This is a genomic window from Floridaenema flaviceps BLCC-F50, assembly GCF_041929275.2.
GTDB lineage: Bacteria > Cyanobacteriota > Cyanobacteriia > Cyanobacteriales > Aerosakkonemataceae > Floridanema > Floridanema flaviceps.
Genome location: NZ_JBHFNR020000001.1, coordinates 2,752,515 through 2,771,311 on the forward strand (window position 1 = coordinate 2,752,515; position 18,797 = coordinate 2,771,311).

20 protein-coding genes are annotated in these 18,797 nt (G+C 39.8%); 14 read left to right on the forward strand and 6 right to left on the reverse strand.

Going from position 1 to position 18,797, the window contains the following annotated elements:
* Window positions 1-133: 133 nt before the first annotated feature.
* Entirely contained in the window at window positions 134-4,153 is a 4,020-nt protein-coding gene (locus tag ACE1CI_RS13275; protein WP_413264269.1) for a multicopper oxidase domain-containing protein, read from the forward strand.
* Window positions 4,154-4,328: 175 nt separating this feature from the next.
* Here ACE1CI_RS13275 and ACE1CI_RS13280 read toward each other — a convergent pair whose 3' ends face one another.
* Window positions 4,329-5,369 (reverse strand): arginase family protein, encoded by a 1,041-nt coding sequence (locus tag ACE1CI_RS13280; protein WP_496615446.1) that lies wholly within the window; start codon window positions 5,367-5,369, stop codon window positions 4,329-4,331.
* A gap of 272 nt (window positions 5,370-5,641) precedes the next feature.
* Here ACE1CI_RS13280 and ACE1CI_RS13285 point away from each other — a divergent pair, with 272 nt between their 5' ends.
* The gene (locus tag ACE1CI_RS13285) at window positions 5,642-6,841 is read left to right on the forward strand and encodes a CapA family protein (protein WP_413264267.1); all 1,200 of its coding nucleotides are present in this window, start codon (window positions 5,642-5,644) and stop codon (window positions 6,839-6,841) included.
* 32 nt (window positions 6,842-6,873) lie between these two features.
* Window positions 6,874-7,569: a Uma2 family endonuclease gene (locus ACE1CI_RS13290; protein WP_413264266.1), complete on the forward strand. Its 696-nt coding sequence runs from the start codon at window positions 6,874-6,876 to the stop codon at window positions 7,567-7,569.
* A 435-nt stretch (window positions 7,570-8,004) separates the two neighbouring features.
* On the opposite strand, the gene ACE1CI_RS13295 is transcribed toward ACE1CI_RS13290, so the two are convergent.
* Entirely contained in the window at window positions 8,005-8,223 is a 219-nt protein-coding gene (locus ACE1CI_RS13295; RefSeq protein WP_413264265.1) for a hypothetical protein, read from the reverse strand.
* Window positions 8,224-8,388: 165 nt separating this feature from the next.
* Here ACE1CI_RS13295 and ACE1CI_RS13300 point away from each other — a divergent pair, with 165 nt between their 5' ends.
* The 4 genes from ACE1CI_RS13300 (at window position 8,389) to ACE1CI_RS13315 (ending at window position 9,959) form a co-directional block, all read left to right on the forward strand.
* On the forward strand, window positions 8,389-8,892 hold the full coding sequence (locus ACE1CI_RS13300) for a helix-turn-helix domain-containing protein (RefSeq protein WP_413264264.1): 504 nt from the start codon (window positions 8,389-8,391) through the stop codon (window positions 8,890-8,892).
* Window positions 8,893-8,987: 95 nt separating this feature from the next.
* Window positions 8,988-9,545, forward strand: coding sequence for a poly(ADP-ribose) polymerase family protein (locus ACE1CI_RS13305; RefSeq protein WP_413264263.1), 558 nt, complete (start codon window positions 8,988-8,990; stop codon window positions 9,543-9,545).
* Complete coding sequence (locus ACE1CI_RS13310; protein ID WP_413264262.1) at window positions 9,545-9,736, forward strand: hypothetical protein; 192 nt, start codon at window positions 9,545-9,547, stop codon at window positions 9,734-9,736. Before ACE1CI_RS13305 ends, ACE1CI_RS13310 begins: the two co-directional genes overlap by 1 nt.
* Window positions 9,737-9,830: 94 nt before the next feature.
* Window positions 9,831-9,959 (forward strand): hypothetical protein, encoded by a 129-nt coding sequence (locus tag ACE1CI_RS13315; RefSeq protein WP_413264261.1) that lies wholly within the window; start codon window positions 9,831-9,833, stop codon window positions 9,957-9,959.
* Between the two features lie 88 nt (window positions 9,960-10,047).
* Here ACE1CI_RS13315 and ACE1CI_RS13320 read toward each other — a convergent pair whose 3' ends face one another.
* A complete protein-coding gene (locus ACE1CI_RS13320) occupies window positions 10,048-10,344 on the reverse strand; it encodes a hypothetical protein (protein ID WP_413264260.1) in 297 nt (98 codons plus the stop codon).
* 78 nt (window positions 10,345-10,422) lie between these two features.
* Complete coding sequence (locus tag ACE1CI_RS13325; protein WP_413264259.1) at window positions 10,423-11,019, reverse strand: YbhB/YbcL family Raf kinase inhibitor-like protein; 597 nt, start codon at window positions 11,017-11,019, stop codon at window positions 10,423-10,425.
* Window positions 11,020-11,102: 83 nt separating this feature from the next.
* On the opposite strand from ACE1CI_RS13325, the gene ACE1CI_RS13330 reads away from it, so the two are divergent.
* On the forward strand, window positions 11,103-11,468 hold the full coding sequence (locus ACE1CI_RS13330; protein WP_413264258.1) for a hypothetical protein: 366 nt from the start codon (window positions 11,103-11,105) through the stop codon (window positions 11,466-11,468).
* Window positions 11,469-11,619: 151 nt separating this feature from the next.
* Here ACE1CI_RS13330 and ACE1CI_RS13335 read toward each other — a convergent pair whose 3' ends face one another.
* Window positions 11,620-12,102, reverse strand: a complete 483-nt coding sequence (locus ACE1CI_RS13335; RefSeq protein WP_413264257.1) for a YcxB family protein — start codon at window positions 12,100-12,102, stop codon at window positions 11,620-11,622.
* Between the two features lie 70 nt (window positions 12,103-12,172).
* Entirely contained in the window at window positions 12,173-15,742 is a 3,570-nt protein-coding gene (gene metH, locus ACE1CI_RS13340; RefSeq protein ID WP_413264256.1) for a methionine synthase, read from the reverse strand.
* 153 nt (window positions 15,743-15,895) lie between these two features.
* Here metH and ACE1CI_RS13345 point away from each other — a divergent pair, with 153 nt between their 5' ends.
* The 6 genes from ACE1CI_RS13345 to ACE1CI_RS13370 all read left to right on the forward strand — a co-directional run bounded on the left by ACE1CI_RS13345 (window position 15,896) and on the right by ACE1CI_RS13370 (window position 18,673).
* Complete coding sequence (locus tag ACE1CI_RS13345) at window positions 15,896-16,495, forward strand: Uma2 family endonuclease (RefSeq protein ID WP_413264305.1); 600 nt, start codon at window positions 15,896-15,898, stop codon at window positions 16,493-16,495.
* 170 nt (window positions 16,496-16,665) lie between these two features.
* Window positions 16,666-17,274, forward strand: coding sequence for a Uma2 family endonuclease (locus ACE1CI_RS13350; RefSeq protein ID WP_459564050.1), 609 nt, complete (start codon window positions 16,666-16,668; stop codon window positions 17,272-17,274).
* Between the two features lie 37 nt (window positions 17,275-17,311).
* Entirely contained in the window at window positions 17,312-17,617 is a 306-nt protein-coding gene (locus tag ACE1CI_RS13355) for a type II toxin-antitoxin system prevent-host-death family antitoxin (RefSeq protein ID WP_413264254.1), read from the forward strand.
* Between the two features lie 9 nt (window positions 17,618-17,626).
* On the forward strand, window positions 17,627-17,890 hold the full coding sequence (locus tag ACE1CI_RS13360) for a type II toxin-antitoxin system RelE family toxin (RefSeq protein ID WP_413264253.1): 264 nt from the start codon (window positions 17,627-17,629) through the stop codon (window positions 17,888-17,890).
* A 20-nt stretch (window positions 17,891-17,910) separates the two neighbouring features.
* Window positions 17,911-18,333 carry a DUF433 domain-containing protein gene (locus ACE1CI_RS13365; protein ID WP_413264252.1) on the forward strand — a complete coding sequence of 141 codons (423 nt, stop codon included), beginning with the start codon at window positions 17,911-17,913 and terminating at the stop codon, window positions 18,331-18,333.
* Window positions 18,311-18,673: a hypothetical protein gene (locus ACE1CI_RS13370; protein WP_413264251.1), complete on the forward strand. Its 363-nt coding sequence runs from the start codon at window positions 18,311-18,313 to the stop codon at window positions 18,671-18,673. The genes ACE1CI_RS13365 and ACE1CI_RS13370 overlap by 23 nt, the downstream gene beginning before the upstream one ends.
* Window positions 18,674-18,797 lie beyond the last annotated feature (124 nt).

Here is an 18,797-nt window from a genome sequence, read left to right on the forward strand (position 1 = left end):
ATTGTTGCCACTTGACGATCGCTATAAAAACCATGCCAAGATTGACAAAGAAAAATATGGTTGCTAAAAACAAGTATTTTTCAACATAAAGGTAAAAATTACAACTTAGAATTTTCTAAGGCATAGAACAATCATGACAACAACTCAACTGAAAAGCGCCTATATTATTGGTCAAGAAAACTTTCAAAGCTGGAGCCAAGGATTCGACCAAAGTAACTATTTACGGGTATTACCTCACCCCGATCAAAAAGTCCCTTTTAAAGACCCGTTTCGAGATTGGCAATTAGACCGTCCCGGTAATTACATTTCCAGTTGGGGGCCGCAGGAAGAACTAAACGCTACCCTAAGAATGGAAAATATTGATCAAGTTCAAATTGATGGGTTTGGCATTCTTAAATCAGGAGATGGAAAAATTCCTTGGCTCCCTGATGCTAAGAATCAAGCTCAAGCTAGCAATACTCCCTACGAACAATTAAAAGGTTATAACGGCACAATACCAGGGCCATTTTTAATTACAGAACCAGGAGACACGCTAAATCTATGGTTAGAAAATAACTTAGACCAAGTAACTAATCTCCACACTCATGGACTTCATGTTTCACCAAAGGGACGTGGTGATAATGTGCTGCAAGCAGTCAATCCTGGAGAAAGTTGGAATCAAATTATTCAGATTCCTGATAATCATTTTATTGGTCCTGATTGGTATCACCCTCATTTACACGGATTAACAAATGAACAGGTTTCTTCAGGTTTAGCAGGTCAATTATTAATAACGGCTCCATATAATTTGTCGGATTTAGACAAATTTAATCCCAAAGAAAGGCCATTTCATTTTATGGCACTTAATACTTTTGGGGTGCAACAGGTAAACAGGCAAGGAAGCCCAACCGATCCGTTAAATCAAAACCCAACAATAGCCCTTCCTGCTGGGACACCATTGCAAGTTTTGGGGACAGAAAATGGGCAACCAGTTTATGAATTGTCCGATGCAGTTTTCATGGGTTACAATGCCAAACCCATACCTTACGATCCAACAAGACCTACAGGTGGTGCGCCGGGAATTTTCTCATACGGCGGTGGGCCATTAGCTGAACCTGTAGAAAATGTAATTCACACAGTTAATGGTCAGTATAATCCCACAATTGAAGTAAAAACTGGTGAATGGAATTTGTTCGCTTTCACTAATATGAACAGTAATGCTTTTCACATTATTCAACTGTTCAAAGAAGAAGGGGACAAATTAATTCCTCAAGAAGTAACATTGGTGGCTATTGATGGAGATGCTGCGGGAGCAGTAGCTTCTAATAGTAGAAAGATTAGCGAACTGCCTGTTCTTTCTCCCGGACAAAGATTAACTATTCAAGAATGGTTTGAAAAACCTGGGAAATATTATTTCCTATCTAATGGAACTGAAGAAATTATCGGCAATAATACTTCGGCTTTAATTAAAGGAAAAGATGGATTTGCTGATGGTCACTTGATTTGGGGTTCGCAAGTATTAGCAACTGTGGAAGTGACGGGAAATGAAGTACCAGAAGGTGCGCCTCCAGAAGCTTATAATACTTTAATTGAACAAGCCCAAGAAATTGATGAAAAAGTTGCAACTGCAAAAAGCGGAAATTTCGATCGCCAACGCACATTTACTTGGTCAGCCAACCTGGGGAATGCGCTGGCAATAGGTAACACTCCTGACGATTTAGAAGTTCCTACTTTCGAGGGAACATATCGAATTAACGGACAATATTTTTCTACCGAATTTGGGAAGAGTCAAGTTCCTTTGGCAATGCCAATGATAGGCACAACCGAAGTTTGGAGTATGAAGAATACCTCTGGTCAGAGCGATCCTAATCTTCCTCCTCAAATAGATATTCCTTTGCCGGAATGGCATCCTTTCCACATTCACCAAAATGATTTTACGGTTCTAGAAATTAACGGTATTCCAGTTAGTCAACTGAAAAGTGCTTATCTAGATGGTGTGTTGAGCGATACGATCGGTCTACCACCAACTTACGACCCCAGCCAACCACCGAACGCAGAGAACCCTTACGGCATACCTATGGTAAATGGGGAAACTTCGGAAGTTAAAGTGGTGATGCAATTTGAAGATTTTCCCGCTAGTTATGTGAATCACTGTCACATTTTGTTCCACGAAGATGCCGGAATGATGGCACCTGTGCGCGTGGTTTTGAATACGGACAGTACTTGGTTAGGTTTAGCTGGTCAACAAAGTAATGGAAAATTGGATTTATATCGGGCGAGTAATTTAAACCAAAGCATTAATTTATCGCCTTATGGTGCAGCATTTACAGGTGCGATCGGTCTAGCAATTGGTGATGTTAATTACAAACAAAAAGATAATCTGAACAAAAATGTTACAGATAACGTCACTGATATTATTACTATTCAATCTAATGTGGATAGTACAACAAATAAATTCACCGTCAAAGTATTTGATGGTCAGACATTGATCGATCGGCAAAAACAAGGCATTACCCAATTTGACGGACTGAACCAAGAATTACTACTTACTCAATTCTCTCCCTTCGCCAACCAAACATTTACACCTAATGCCAAAGCATCAGTAGCAGCCGGAGATATTAACGGCGATGGTTTTTCTGACATCATCGTTGGTGTAGGTGGAACTGCTAATTCTTCAATTGAAATTTTTAGCGGTTTAGACTATCACTTAATCGCCAGAATTAATCCATTCCATCATGAAACCGGATTCACAGGCACAATTAACCTAACTTCTGGTGATATTGACGGAGACAACTTTGATGATGTCATTGTTTCTCAAGGTAGTGGAGGACGAGGATTAGTAGAAGTTTACAGTGGACGTTCCATTGAAACAAAAGGCAGTTTGAATGGTAAAGATACAGCACATGACACTGAATTATTAACCCAAACTTTCCAACCTTATGGTGACTTCAATGGTGAAATAAAAGTAACTTCTGGTTATGTTTTACAAAGACCAGATGTTCCCAATGGTCAAGCCATTCAAACTTACCACGCCAACCTCACTACAATGGCGGTTGGTAACGTACCTCAAGGTCAAGAAGCAGTTAAAATCTTCACCTATTTGGGTGGCGCACATCAAGATCATGCAGCAACAGATAATTCTGAAAACTCTACCGCAGGACAGACAATGAACGAACCAGAAGTTCGTTTAGATGCTCAGTTTACTCCCCAAGGTAATTTAACCGGAATGTTAGGAACTTTTGCAGATATTAATGGTTTATCAAGAGGTGAACCATTAATATTTACTACCGATGCTTCTGGCAAAGCAGGATTAATTCGCTTGCAAGAAGGAAATCGCGTAATGTCTGTTGCTGCTGGCGGAAATTTATTTACTTCCGGCAATGATTACTATTACGGAGATACGGGAAATAACACCTTATTTGGCAGTTCTGGTAATGATTCAATTTATGGTTTGAGTGGCAACGATCAAATCTCTGGCAATGAGGGCAATGACTTAATTGCTGGGGGTGATGATAACGATACATTGTACGGTGGCAAAGGTGATGACGTAGTTTCTGGCAATCAAGGTCAAGATTTATTATTTGGAGATTTGGGTAATGATACAGTTCATGGAGGCAAAGGAAACGACCAAATTTATGGCAATCAAGGACAGGATGTTCTGAGTGGAGATTTGGGTAATGACACTGTTTTCGGTGGCAAAGATAATGACTTAATTTATGGCAATCAAGGCAAAGATGTTCTGTTCGGTGATGGAGGAAATGACACTATTTACGGTGGCAAAGATGATGACTTAATTTATGGTAATTTAGGACAAGATTCTCTGATCGGTGATGATGGTAACGACACCATTTATGGTGGTCAAGAAAATGATACTTTGAATGGAGGAACTGGGGATGATTGGTTAAGTGGTGATTTGGGTAATGATGTGTTGCAAGGAGGGGGTGGGAGCGATCGTTTTATCCTCGCACCAAAAGCAGGAAGTGACACCATTATTGATTTCCAAAATGGCACCGATTTCATCGTCTTAAGGGGCGGTTTAACTTTCGCTCAACTAACAACAAGTGAAAGCAGCGGTTCAACTTTAATTAGGATTACCAACACCAATGAACTGTTAGCAACTCTCAACGGTATTCCAGTTGCTCAAATAGGAACCGAAGATTTCATTACCTCATAAAGTTCGTTGTTCCCACTTCAGTGGGAGCAGCGCCCAAGCGCTCACAACGAACCAAAAAACACGGTTCGTTGTTCCCACTTCAGTGGGAGCAGCGCCCAAGCGCTCACAACGAACCAAAAAACACGGTTCGTTGTTCCCACTTCAGTGGGAGCAGCGCCCAAGCGCAACAACGAACCTAAGTTAAACTCATCAAATTACACAACTTATAAACTGTTCTTGCACCAACATTTCCATCCCATTCATCATCACCAACTTCCACAACATCAAAACCAATAATTTCCCTACCACTATGCACAACTTCCCGGAATAAACAAAAAGCTTGTTCTAATTCCAATCCTCCCGGAACAGGAGTTCCCGTATGTGGACAAAGTTTCGGATCTAAACCATCCACATCAAAACTAATGTAAACTTGTTGTGGTAATTCTGCCACAATTTGTTTACATAAATCAAACCAAGTCACCCCAGCATAAAGCTTTTGCTTCAACATCGGATCGTAGTATGCTGAAACTCGCCCTTCCGACTGTTTAATTAAATTAACTTCACCCTCAGAAATATCCCGAATTCCTACCTGAACTAACTTAGAAATTTGCGGTATTTGCAAAGCATTAAACATAATCGAAGCATGGGAAAACTCAAATCCTTCATAAGCTTCTCGCAAATCAGAATGAGCATCAATATGTAAAATGCCAAAATTAGAATAACGTTCCGCCAATGCTTGCATATATCCTAACGGTACACTATGATCGCCCCCTATCACCGCGACTTTTTTACCCTGATTCATCGCAGTTTGTGCTTGCTCAAAAAGCCATTGATTAAGCGCTTGTGACTCGGAGTTAATCTCTTGCAGAATTTGCACCATTTCTGGCTCATCTTCCAGAACTTTACCTTGTTCTAAATACTCAATAATTCGGGTAGCTTTCTGCCTTAAATCGTCGCTTTTTTGCTGAATCTCAGAAGAGATTACTGCCATAAAAATCCCTTGTTCCCAACCATCTGGATTATCAAAATCAAAAAGATCCAATTGGCGAGAAGCTTCTAAAATTCTTTTTGGCCCAGAGGCGGTTCCAAAACCATAAGAAACGGTGACTTCCCAAGGAACACCAAACACAATAATATTAGCAGATTCATAATCAAAAGGAAGCCCTAATAAATTGCCGTTATCAATGCCAATTCCGTTAGGATCAAAGTTTTGCAAAATTTCTTCTCTAGTAACCATTGGGTAATTCCTAAAATTTTCAGGTAGGTTAGAAAAAATTGTCTCAATTAATGTTAATCTAGCGGCACCTGTTTATTTAACGCAAATTGTTAGTGTTCAGCTTAAGTGTTTTTGATCCCCCTAAATCCCCCTTAGTAAGGGGGACTTTGAATCCAGATCCAGTTCCCCCCTTGGTAAGGGGGGTAAGGGGGGATCTAACCGAGATCTTTGTAACTAACAACTTGAGTTATTTAGCAAACAACTGCGCCGCATTTATGATAGCGAGAAACACTATGAAATTTACTCCTTCTTTGTTGATATTTTTCCTCTTGCTATTGATTTCAGGTTGTAATCAAAATCAGAAGTCAACGGCAGAAGTTATCAAACCAACTTCATCGGAATCTTCACCTGAGTTAAAGCAAGTCAAATCTTATACTAAGGAAGCGAAGCTTGTTGCGGTTGGCGATTTGTTAATGCACATGAGTTTAACTCGTTCTGGTTACATTCCCGAACAGAAAACCTATAATTTTGATGGGTTTTTTACTGAAGTTAAGCCGATTATTTCTCAGGCTGATTGGGCGATCGCAAATGTAGAAACCACATTAGCAGGCGCAGAAATGGGTTACTCAGGCTATCCGTTATTCAATGCTCCAGCACAGTTAGTAGATGCGGCAAAAAAAGCCGGATTCAATATTTTAACAACTGCCAATAATCACTCATTAGACAAAGGCGAAAAAGGAGTAATTAACACTATTAATAATATCCGATCGCGTGGAGTAGTGTCAACAGGAACAGCTAGATCTGCGAAAGAAGCAGCACAGATTTTAATGGTGAATAAAAATGATATTAACATGGCGATTTTAGCTTATACTTATGGAACAAATGGCATCCCCATTCCCAAAGGTAAAGGTTATTTAGTATCGCTAATTAACGAAGGTAAAATTATTAACGATATTGCTAAAGCCAGAAAACAGGGAGCCGATGTAGTGACAGTTGCCTTACATTTTGGCAATGAATATCAACGCCAACCTGATGCAAAACAAAAACAATTAGTAGAAAATTTAATTAAAGCAGGCGCAGATATCATTCTGGGTAATCATCCCCACGTTGTTCAACCTTACCAAGTGTTTAGAGTTAAAGGGAAAGACGGGAAGTTAAAAACTAGAACGGCGATTTATTCACTGGGTAATTTTATTGCGGCTCAAAATGGCAAATACCGAAATTTGGGAGTGATATTTTCTGTGAAAGTTCGCAAGAATTTTCCGCAGAAAACTGTAGAAATTGCACAAGTGGAAGCTTTGCCAACTGCGATCGACAAATACACCCTAAACAACAAACTCAACTTTCGCGTTTTACCCCTCAGCGCCACCTTATCTCGCAAAGAAGTTCCATTTTTATCACCTCAAGAACGCTTGGTTTTAAAAGATCAACTGTTTGAAATGAAGAGTCATGTAAAATCAATGGGAGAGTACAAAACAATTACAGTAAAATAGAACCAACCCGCCAAATTCGCCAATCAGCAATTATGGTAAAACAACTACCATCCGACACCACACCCGCCATTATCTACCCCGAAAGTGATGGACAACCAATGGCAGATAATACCAAACAATTTCGCTGGATTGTTACAATTAAGGAAAATTTAGAACTCTTATTTGCTGAAGATGCTAACGTCTTTGTTGCCGGAGATTTGCTTTGGTATCCGGTTGAAGGAGATAACAAAACACGCCAAAGTCCTGATACAATGGTTGTGTTTGGTAGACCAAAAGGAGACAGAGGTTCTTACAAACAATGGGAAGAAGATAACATTGCGCCACAGGTAGTTTTTGAGATTTTGTCTCCAGGGAATCGTCTCAAAGCAATGGCTCAGAAATTAAAGTTTTACGAACGATATGGGGTAGAGGAATACTATGTTTATGAGCCTGATGATGTTGAGTTAATTGGGTGGGTGCGTTCTGGAAATGAACTAGAATTAATTGACGAAATGAATGGTTGGATTAGTCCTCGTTTAGGAGTAAGATTTGAGATGATAGGTGATAATTTGGAAATTTTTACGCCTTCAGGAGAGAGGTTTTTAACTTTTGTAGAATTAGGACAATTAAAGGAACAAGAAAAGCAACGTGCTGATGAAGCAGAGAGACAGTTGGAAGAGGAAAGATTGAAATATCAAGCTTTGCAGGAGTTGTTGAGAGAGAGAGGGATTAATTTGGAGGAGTTGTGAGGATGGCGTAGCGACTCCATTTTTCAAACTACTAAGCAGGGGAATAGGCGATCGCATTTTTTCTGGTTGGGGGGAGTGCGATCGCTACAATGATATAGCAAGCAACAATTTTCAATTGCAAAGATAACCGTTGTAAAAACAAGTATCAACCAATAGTGCGCCATCCATTATCAAACCTCTGATGTAAACTTATGCGTTCAAGAAGTTTATGATAAAAACAATGATGAAGAAGATAATAAATGCTAACACTATAACAGGTAAAACAGCTTTAGGTTTCATAAATTTCTTAACAGTTAGTTTGAAATAAAGCTATTGACAAAACTTACAACAGTAAAAGCCAGTGTTTATTTAGTTGTAAAAACCTATCCAAAAACAAGAGTAGTTTTTAGTTGCAATAACCATTTTGGGAGGTTTTTGGATAGGTACTAAGGAAAGCTATGTGTACATATTACGCATAGCTTCTAAGCGAGCCTCTTGCACTTTATCTTTTCCTACCTCATGAATCACCTCTGTAAGTCTGTGATTTGCTCTATGACAAGCTTGTTCGTGTGTCATACCTTTGTTTCGTGATCCGGCGTAGGTTCCTGTCCAAGCTGCTGCACCACCGACGGCAATGGTAGTTACAGTAATTACGGGGTCTGTACCATGACTCATGTCTTTCTCCTTTAGTTGCTTATATTCTCGGTTAAACTAGATCTAACCTAAACTAGAAAAAGTAAAATTGGACATATCTTAAGCTAGAAGAATCTAGGTTGTCAACAAGCCAGCACTAGAAATAGAATAGGATTAAGTTAGGAACTTTTCTTGAGAATTCACCTTATGGCACCTGTACACGATCCGTTTTCAGAAGCAGCGATTAACTGGAATTTAGAAAGGTTGTATAAAGACCTTAGTTCTGCCAAAGGAAAACCCCTAACACCTGTTGAAGAACTACGTCTACGCGGTTTACTATGTGGTTATAGTCCAGCTGAAATTGCGGAAACACTGGATAAAGATATCAAGGGAGTTGGAGTAGACCTTAGTAAGACAATATACAATTACGTTAAAACGCTTCTTGGCAAAAATAGTGATGAAAAAATAGATAACTGGAGAAATATTACACAATGGTTGGAAGAAGCAGGGTATAGAACTCAGGTAGCTTCTGAATATCAGTTAAATGATGGGGTATCTTTAAAGCTTTTGGTTAAACAGGCTAATATAACTCTAGAAAAAAATCAATTAATTCTTGATATTAATCTCAGGATAGTAACTCCAACGACTTCAGAGTCTACAATATTTCAAGATATACAAGTACAAAACCGAGAAAACAACGGGAAAGAATAAGATTGCAAAATAGAAATGTTTATATCTGTGGTGTGAGGTGCGATACGTGCTACGCACACGCTACGCGCTCGCACAACCAAGTCAGGAGGTTTTGAGTGCCTGAAAATATTCGAGTCTACGGCTATCACGGCACAAGTGCAGAAGCAGCAGAGGTAATTATTCAGCAGGGTTTTAATGTCAGTTCCAATGACTACGACTGGCTAGGAACGGGAGTATACTTTTTCCAAGATGCACCTGTACGCGCATGGGAATGGGCAACCCAGCAACATCCGACAAATCCGGCTGTAATTCGTTCTACAATTCGCTTAGAAGACTGTATTGATTTACTGGACATTGAATGGTTTCCCATCATCAGGGAAGCTTATACTGTATTTGTGGAGGAGTTCAGACAAGCAAATAGACCTTTACCTCGGCAAAATCCTGAAAGATCTAAAGCGCATAGGTTAGACTGTGCTTACTTCAACTATCTAGTTGAACAAATCTTAAATCCACAAGTAGAAAGTATTCGTGTGATTCGAGGTATTTTTGTGGAAGGTGAGCGTATTTTTCCTAATTCTGCTGTTTTCGATCGCGCTCATATCCAAATATCCGTCAGAGATATATCTCTGATTGAGGAGTCTTATTTGATAGATTCAGAAGGAGAACTTTTATAATGGCAAATCCAAAAAGGGCGGCTGAACTGATTCGCAAACATTTTACAGAAGTTACACCTGAGCAGTTTTTGGAAAATCTGAAAAAACACTGTCCAGAAATTTTTGAGGATGATATTGTTGACTCAGCAACATCTGAATCAGAGACAAATGAATCAAAAGATGAATTGGAAGAGAAGGCAGCAAGGACATAGAAAATAGCGTTGGGTGGAAATGTTTAGGTTTGTGGTGTGAGGTGCGATAGGTGCTACGCACACGCTATGCGATCGCATAAGGAGAACTTTTATAATGGCAAATCCAAAAAGGGCGGCTGAACTGATTCGCAAACATTTTGCAGAAATTACCACTGAGCAGTTTTTGGAAAATCTGAAAAAACACTGTCCAGAAATTTTTGAGGATGATATTGTTAACAATTAGTCCTCTTCAGAGGACTTAAGCTATTAGCCTGGGAATTGATTCCCAGGCGGGTTATGCAACTTGTACCAAATTTCAATAAAAATAATCCTCAATTAACAAACTCAATTCCTCTCAAATTACCTGCTTCTTTTTGTAAACTTTTCAGCATTCGAGATTCTCCAACCCACTCATCAAACTCCATATCTAATCGATGTTGAAATTCATCATTTTCAAAGCGTCGCAAAAATTCTTCTGTAGACATCTGATATTTTGCTTCAAATTCTTGGATTCGTTCTTCTGTTCGACGGATACCAGCTTCTAGCGATCGCAATCTCTCCCCCACCTCTTCTTCTATAAATCTCTTTAACGAATCAGGATGCTTGCAGATAATTCTCAATTCTGCCATCTTACTTTCTCCATAATTATTAGCACCTTAAAAAAGGTGCTTTTTGATTACTATCTTACTCAACAACCGCAGAAAAAATTACCTTTGACGTGCATAAAGTCCGATTAATTCTGCTGCTGCCAAAATATGACCACTCATCGCTGCTTCTAATTGTGCTTTAGTCGCACCGGATGCTAATTCCAAAGTGCGATCGAGAGCGTACAATTTGAAAAAATAACGGTGCGTACCACTAGGCGGACAAGGGCCACCATAACCCAATTTACCGAAATCATTTTTCCCCTGAGTACCGCCATCTGCCAAAGTTGCATCACCGGGAATTGCTTCTGGTAAACTAGTAATTTCCGGGGGTAAATCGTAAAGTACCCAATGAACAAAAGTTCCCATTGGTGCATCTGGATCGTCAACAATTAAAGCTAAACTTTGAGTTCCCGTTGGTGGTGCATCCCATTTTAATGGGGGTGAAAAATCTCGACCATCGCAAGTATATTTAGATGGAATCATGCCGTTAGCAGAAAAAGCATCACTTTCAAGTTTCATAGTTTTCACCTTTGCTGGTAATTGACTATTAGTAGAAGGATTATTGATAGGTCTGCAACTTACTAGGGAAAGTCCTACTAATCCAAGTAAATGAATACTTTGTTGTAGGAAGTTTCGGCGTGCGATCGAACTAGACATAAATATTTTCTCATTATATGGGTAGAAGTGCTAAAATTACGCTAGTCTTTCAAACTACAAAATGAAAATTTAGGAGAATTGCGATGGAACTGGACAAAATTATCAAAAAATTGACGGGGTTGTATTTAGGTTCTGCGATCGTAGCGGTAGTCGTCGCCATCTTAACTCTGGGAGAATCTTTTGTCATACTTCTTGGCATAGGTGCGTTCGGTTTGGTAACGCTTTTAGGAGATGCGATCGCAGAATATGGCGTTGACGCAGTACTTATTGGCATCTACACAGAACGTAGCAAAAAAGAATCTGTGGAGTCTCTTCTCAAGGAAATAGACGGTTTATTGATTACAGAACCCTTAAAGTTGAAACTGAAAAATCAACTAATCGCAAACAATACGACAAAAAATTCTGAAACTGAAGCCGATAAAGTTAGAACAGTTATAATCGAGCATTAATATCAAATACGAAAAATAATGCTACAACCGGACATGATATTAACGATTATACAGAACCATAAAAGAAACCCGGTTTCGCAGAAGTTACCGGATTTCTGGAATCATTAGCTTTTTATTTAGGGTATTCGATCGGACATGATATTAAGCATATTCATCGCGATCTGATTCCCTTTATGCGAAGTAGTTCTCGGAACTCGTTTAACTGCTCATTAGTACTAAATGCACGCTTTGGCAACAGATTGAAACTTTGGTTGGATTGATAAAGCATCAAAAGTTTATTTGTCTCTACAAATTTCGTATAAACTTGCCACTTAATATTCGATTCAAATAGTGTACTTTTTAAAGTTATTCCCTCTTCATTTGCTTCGAGGGTAATAGGTTCACGTATGCTAGGCTGACTTTTCCATATACGGGCGAGATTATAACGCTCAATTAGCTTAACCAAGGGAATATAGCAAATGCCTAACACTAAAAAGATATAACTGCTTGGTTCAGCAGGAATGATGATAATAGATAAAAGTCCCAATATAAAAAAGAAAATAGCTATTATCCACATAAGGATTTTGCGCCATTTTGAATGATTTTGGTTAGCTTCCAGATAATCATTAAAGGTCAGTTGGTACTCAAGTTTCATAGGTTATAACCAATCTTTCGCAAAAGAGTTAAGTCAATATGTAAGATGGGCAAAAGCCCACCTTACTAAATTAAGCAGTGAAGTATTTCGCCACCGGATGATAAGTAATAATAGCCGTTGTAGACTGTTCAGGATAAAGCTGTTCGCTTTCATCCATAAACAGATTAATCCGTTCAGTTCCTAACAACTCCAACTGCTTATATTGATCCTGAATATTCGGACAAGCTGGATAACCAAAACTGTAACGAGAACCGCGATATCTTTGCGCCAAAATATCACGAATATTATCCGGTTCTTCCCCTGCAAAACCTAACTCCCGGCGAATTCTGGCGTGTACCCATTCCGCCAAAGCTTCCGCAGTTTGCACCGCCAAACCATGAAAATACAAATAATCAGTATATTGATTATCTGCAAACAACTTCTGGGCAAACTCCGTCGCAATATTCCCCACCGTCACCGCCTGCATCGGAAACACATCAACCTTCCCACTTTCCACAGGCGCAAAGAAATCAGCAATACACAAACGCCGCCCAGATTTTTGCCTTGGAAAATCAAACCTAGCTACCTCTCTTGTGGGGTGGGCATCCTGCCCGCCTTTCAACTCTTCCCAATCATAAATATGTAAAGAATTCCCCTCACTTTGACAAGGGAAATAACCATAAATCACCTGTGGATGCAACAAATTCTCCTCAATAACTCGCCGCTTCCACTGTTCTAAAATCGGGTAAACCTTCTCTGCTAAAAACTGATCGTACTCTTCCCGTGACTGTTCCTTTGGTTTGCGGAATTGCCATTGCCCAGCAATCAAAGCTTGCAAATCCAAATACCCAAAAACCTCCTCAATTGGTATCTCTTCCGGCTGCAAAAGTTGCGTACCCCAAAAAGGCGGAGTCGGACGTTCAATATCAACAGCAACCGCCTCAGAACGCCTAGTATCAACCTCTTTTACTTCCCCAGATACCACCGCACCATTAGACTTAGCAGACTTCTCCTCTCTTGTGGGGTGTTCTCTTGTGGGGTGGGCATCCTGCCCGCCCTCTACCTCATCCAAAAATCCCTGCAAATCATCCCAATTTCCCGCAACTTTCGCAGGCATTAACTTATCCATAAAATGCAAATCTGCAAAGGCATCTTTGCCGTAAATCACCTTACCTTTGTAAGTATTCTGACAATCTTCATGGACAAATTTCGGAGTTAATGCCGCACCACCTAAAATTACCGGAACTGTGATTCCCTTTTCGTTAAAAACCTCCAAATTCTCCTTCATAAAAGCAGTGGATTTTACCAACAAACCACTCATGGCAACGCAATCTGCTTTATGTTCTTGGTAAGCTTCAATGATGTTATCGACTGGTTGCTTAATTCCCAAATTCACCACTTTATAACCGTTGTTAGAAAGAATGATATCAACCAAGTTTTTCCCAATATCGTGAACATCACCTTTCACAGTGGCAATTACCACAGTTCCCTTAGAATTATTGCCAGCTTCTTGCTTTTCCATGAAAGGTTCTAAATAAGCAACTGCTGCTTTCATTGTTTCCGCCGATTGCAAAACAAAAGGTAATTGCATTTGTCCAGAACCAAATAATTCACCGACAACTTTCATGCCATCTAACAAGAAAGTGTTGATGATTTCTAAGGGTTTATATTGTTCTAATGCTTTCGCTAAAGCATCTTCTAAACCAATCCTTTCGCCGTCGATAATATGACGTTTTAAACGTTCTTCAACTGGGAGATTGGCATCCTCAGATCGATCGCGCTTAGTAGTCTTCCCTTCAAACAGCTTAGTTAACTCTGCCAAAGGATCGTAAACACAAATCTCACCATCGAATTCTCGTTCATCATAAATCAATTTCCGGCAAACTTCTTGATGGTCTGGTTCAATTTTTGCCAAGGGTAAAATCTTGCTGGCGCTAACAATTGCCGCATCCATTCCCACCGCCATTGCTTCATGCAAAAACATGGAATTAAGGACAATTCTCGCCGCCGGATTTAATCCGAAAGACACATTAGAAACGCCTAATAAAATATGACAACCAGGTAATTCTTCCCGAATGCGACGAATAGATTCAATTGTCGCTTTACCGTTTTCTCGATCTTCTTCAATCCCGGTAGAAATTGGCAATGCTAAAGTGTCAAAAAAGATTTCTTCTGGTGGGATACCATATTCTACAGCTTGACGATAGGCACGTTGAGCAATTTGGAATTTCTTCTCAGCAGTTCGCGCCATTCCCTCTTCATCAATTGTTCCAATTACTACTCCTGCACCATACTTTTTCGCTAACTCTAAAACCTTAAAGAAACGTTCTTCACCATCTTCATAGTTAGTCGAATTAAGTATACATTTACCCCCGGCAACTTTCAGCCCCGCCTCCATTTTTTCCCATTCGGTCGAGTCCAACATCAAAGGCAAAGTCACATTTGTTACTAGCCTTGATGCCAATTCCCGCATATCCCGCACACCGTCCCGACCCACGTAATCCACGTTGACATCGAGGACGTGCGCCCCTTCTTTGACTTGGGATTTCGCCAAAGCGACCAATCCATCCCAATCTTCAGCATTCAGCAAGTCGCGGCATTTCTTAGAACCACTGGCATTCAACCGTTCGCCTACAATCAAAAATGAGTTATCTTGCTCATAAGGTTGTGCAGTATAAATTGATGCTGCCGAATGTTCGTAATTAAAATGCCGTTCCTTTGGATGCAAAGATTTACCAATTTCTGCCAATTGTGCAATGTGTTCGGGACGAGTACCGCAACAACCGCCAATTACTTGCACACCCCAATCTTCGACAAACTTCATCAACGCCATGCGTAGTTCGATCGGCGTAAGTTTATAATGTGCATGACCGCCGATATTTTCCGGCAAACCTGCGTTAGGAATGCAAGAAACCACGAAGGGCGAACTTTGACAAAGATATTTGATATGTTCTGCCATGCGATCGGGCCCAGTTGCACAATTTAGACCTAAAATATCAATTGGGTAAGGTTGCAAAATTGTCAAAACTGCGCTGATGTCAGAACCTACCAGCATAGTTCCGGTTGTTTCCATTGTCACCGAAACCATCAGCGGACGGCGATCGCCTTTTTTGCGAAAAACTTCTTCAATTCCATTCAACGCCGCCTTAATTTGCAGCACATCTTGACAAGTTTCCACAATGAACAAGTCAACGCCACCATCAAAAAGCCCTTCCGCCTGTTCGGTAAAAGCGGCTTTCAATGTGTCAAAATCAATATGTCCCAAAGTCGGTAACTTAGTTCCGGGACCCATTGAACCAGCAACAAAACGAGGTTTTTCTGGAGTAGAGAATTCATTGGCGACACTTTTGGCAAGTTCAGCAGCGGTTTTGTTGAGATAGTACGCTTTATCCGCCAAATCATATTCTGCCAATACGACAGAAGTTCCGCCAAAAGTATCAGTTTCAATGACATCCGCGCCAGCAGCGAGAAAGTCGCGATGTACTTTCGCGACTGCTTCCGGTTTAGTGTGGACTAAATACTCATTACATCCCTCATATTCTGACCCTCCAAAGTCGGCGGCGGTGAGGTTTTGCGTTTGTAAGTTGGTGCCCATTGCGCCATCGAAGACGATGACAGGGCGATCGGGACTGTGAAGACGTTGGAGGAAAGAACTACTCATAATATAAACTAAGAGGTTTGTCAGAACAGGATATAAAGCTTAATCTATTTTGCAAAATTATTGAGTACAGGAGCAATAGCAAAAATGAACGTGCAAACAATTGTAGATGCAAATTTTTCCCCACCGCAAGTCGCCTCACCCCCGACTATTGTGATGAATGGTGTGAGATGGGAAACTTTTAAAGCGTTAATGGCAGATGTGGGAGATGGGAGAGCTTGGAGAATAGCTTACGATCGAGGAGTGTTAGAAATCAGAATGCCATATCAAGAACACGAACAACCGAAGATATTGCTAGGTTACTTAGTTACAGCTATAGCAGATGAGTTAGAAATAGAGACAATGGAACTGGGTGCTTTACTTTTGGAACGGGAAGATTTAGCCCGTGCAATTGAACCAGATACTTGTTTTTACATTCAAAATGAACCTTTAGTCAGAAGTAAAAAAATTAACTTACAAACCGATCCACCACCTGACTTAGCAATAGAGTCAGATTATACCAGTTCTTCAGTGAATAAATTTACAATTTACGCTTCTTTAGGAGTTCCTGAATTGTGGAGATATCGAAATGAAACCCTTGAGATTTATCAACTCATAGACGGGAAATATGAGTTAACTAATCAAAGTTTAGCTTTTCCATTTTTGCCACTGACAGAAATTCCTGGTTTCATTGAACAAAGTAGAACTATTGGACAAAGGTCAGCAGTGCGGTTATTTCGGCAGCGAATTCGCGAGATTTTAGCAAATAGTTTGTAGTAGGGACTTTAGTCCTAAGATGAAGGCAGTGTGGGACTAAAGTCCTTACTACGAACAAACTTTAATTTGCAAAATTATTGAGTACAGGAGCAATAGGAAAAATGAACGTGCAAACAATTGTAGATACAAATTTTCCCCAACAGCAAGTCGCCTCACCTCCAACTATTGTCATGAATGGTGTGAGATGGGAAACTTTTAAAGCATTAATGGCAGATGTGGGAGATGGGAGACCTTGGAGAATAGCTTACGATAAAGGAGTGTTAGAAATCAGAATGCCACTACCAGAACATGAAGAACCGAAACGGTTAATAGAAGACTTTGTAACAGCTATAGTAGATGAGCTTGAAATTGAGATCAGAAGTCTTGGTGCTTTACTTTTGGAACGGGAAGACTTAACTCGTGCTGTTGAACCAGATACTTGTTTTTACATTCAAAATGAATCGATAGTTAGAGGTAAAAGAAGCATTGAACTTCCCAACGATCCACCACCGGATTTAGTAGTTGAATCAGATTATACCAGTTCTTCTTTGAATAAGTTTACCATTTATGCTTCTTTAGGAGTTCCTGAATTATGGAGATATCGAAATGAAACTTTGCAAGTTTATCAACTTATTGAGGGAAAATATGAGTTAACTAATCAAAGTTTAGTTTTCCCATTTTTGCCGCTTACAGAAATTCCCGGTTTTATCGAACAAAGTAGAACTATAGGACAAAGGTCAGCAGTGCGGTTATTTCGGCAGCGAATTCGCGAGATTTTGGAAAATTATTCAGAGAGTTGAGTTATATTTGCTATTAAATCACTGTTGGAGAAATGACATGGAACAAGTAACTACTGAACAATATACTGCTGAGAATAGTTCCATCTTGAGAATGACAGCAGAAGAATTTCAAGATAAGTTTGAGGCAACGGTTAACCGTGTTACTGAATCTGAAGAAAGGGTGATTTTAACTAAAGATGGAAAGGATGTAGCAGCAGTAATTTCCTTAGAGGAATTTTGGTTTCTAGAGCGTGCGATCGCCCAATTGGAAGATGAAATTGATTTAGAAGCTATCCGTGCCGCTAGAACAGAAACAGAGGAAAATATCTCTTTAGCTGATATGAAGAAAGAGCTTGGTTTATAAGGCGGCAAGATGACTTATACTGTTGAAATCAAGCCTGCTGCTAAACGGCAAATTAAAAAGCTGCCTCTGACTATCCAAGCACAAATTATCCAGAAGTTGTCAGAACTAGAGTTAGATCCGCGTCCGATCGATGTGCGAAAGTTGTCAGGTGAAGAAAACGCTTACCGTGTTCGCGTTGGTGACTATCGCATTGTCTACGAAATCTACGATCGAGTCTTAGTGGTTGTTGTAGTAAAAGTGGGAAATCGCCGCGAGGTTTATCGCAGAAAATGATCTTAAGGAAGGTATGAAAAATGCAATTAGAAGATTACTTTGACTTTCTCGCACCAAATGACATTCGGATTAAGGGAACACGAGTTGGCATTGAAAGTATTTTATATGAATATATCCATCGAAAGTTGCCTCCAGAAGAAATTATTCCGAAGTTCCGCACTGTGACTTTGGAGCAAGTTTACGCGACAATTTTGTTTTATTTGCACAACAAAGAAGCTGTTGGAAAATACTTCGTTGATTGGTTGGAATGGGGACATCAGCAAAGAAAAAAACAGGAAATGAATCCTCATCCTGGGATTATTAAATTGCGAGAAAGGATAGCAAAATATGGAAGAGATCCAGAAGTACATAAAGCACTTCGCCGTCAACGCCAAATGCTTGCACCAGAAAACATAACAGAATTAGCTGAAATTAAGCCTCATGATTTGCTATCTGATGGATGAAAATGTGAATCCGCTTTATCAAATTCAACTCCAAAGGCGAGATCCTGATTTGGTAGTTTGGGCAGTGGGAGATGAAGGTACGCCTTCAAAAGGTACGCTCGATCCAGAGATTCTTATTTGGTGTGAGGAGTATGGATTTATTCTGGTGACTAATAATCGTACATCTATGCCTGTACATTTAACCGATCATATAAATCAAGGTCGTCATGTACCTGGAATTTTTATTCTAAATCCGAATATGAGTATAGGTGAAACGATTGAAGAATTAATTCTGATCGCGGGTACTTCGGATGATGATGAGTATCAGGATACTATTAGGTTTTTGCCGATTACTCAGTAGTGAATAAGGTGGGCAATACTCACTCTATTGGGTTCTTATAGAAACACGAACAGGGAAAACAATATAATAACCACGAAAGCTTCTACAAAACCCCTCACATGGATATCCTCTAAAGTCAATTCCT